Raw genomic sequence first — 904 nt, 5'->3', positions numbered from 1 at the left:
ATTTAACGATGTGTCTGCGAGAAATTTAATTCAAAAGCTATCGCAACAAGGTCAGAGCGATGCCGATATCTTAGCCTTGTTAAATCAAGTATCCCGCGACCACAGTCGCTTGCCAATGCAATGGAATGACCAGGATTTTGCCGGTTTTTCTGAGGTGCAACCTTGGTTCTCGGTGAATCAACAGTATGCAGATATCAATGTTGAGCAACAACAGCAAGATCCAAATTCGATCTTAGGTTTCTATAAGCAGTTGATTGCTTTGCGTAAGTCACATGAAAGCTTAGTGGTTGGCCGTTATCAATTACTGCTAGCTAACGATCCTAATATCTATGTTTATCAACGTGTTGCTCAAGATATGACATGGACCATTATTACCAATTTAAGTCCACAAGAGAGCGTTGTTGATATCGACTGCACCCAATTAGGCGAGTTAATGCTTGATAATCAGAATATTAACAATGAACACGTTCGCTCAGATTTTATAACAACGCAAATAGCCCCCGCTTATGCCGCGTATATATTTGCAAGAAAGCACTAAATTATATTTATGGCTAGGCGCTGATAACGTTAGCCTGTATTTAAATCAAGGAACTATTTATGAGTAAGTTACTATCGTTTGATTTTTGGCAACGATTTGGGAAGTCCCTTATCGTTGTTATCGCGGTGATGCCTGCCGCTGGTATCATGATATCACTAGGTAAAGTGGTCGCAATGTATGCGGGTGGGTTTGGTGCCATTGAAACACTAGGCGCTATAATGGAAAACATAGGTTGGGGGATCATTGTTAACCTTCACCTATTATTTGCGGTCGCGATTGGTGGCTCGTGGGCAAAAGAGCGTGCAGGTGGCGCATTTGCCGCGCTAATTGCCTTCATCTTAATCAACCGTATCACTGGGGTTATAT

General features: G+C 41.9%; 1 protein-coding gene and 1 pseudogene. Both read left to right on the top strand.

The features are described 5' to 3' along the window. Positions 1–538, top strand: a pseudogene (locus tag AB4486_RS26405) (glucohydrolase); the annotation flags it as partial. A gap of 59 nt (positions 539–597) precedes the next feature. After that, the coding region (locus AB4486_RS26400) for a PTS transporter subunit EIIC (protein ID WP_372119719.1) at positions 598–904 on the top strand (307 nt) is incomplete at its 3' end.

Source organism: Vibrio sp. 10N.222.55.C6, from assembly GCF_041473395.1.
Lineage (GTDB): Bacteria > Pseudomonadota > Gammaproteobacteria > Enterobacterales > Vibrionaceae > Vibrio > Vibrio crassostreae_C.
The sequence above is the reverse complement of the archived record's forward strand: the minus strand, read 5'-3'. Positions and strand labels throughout refer to the sequence as shown.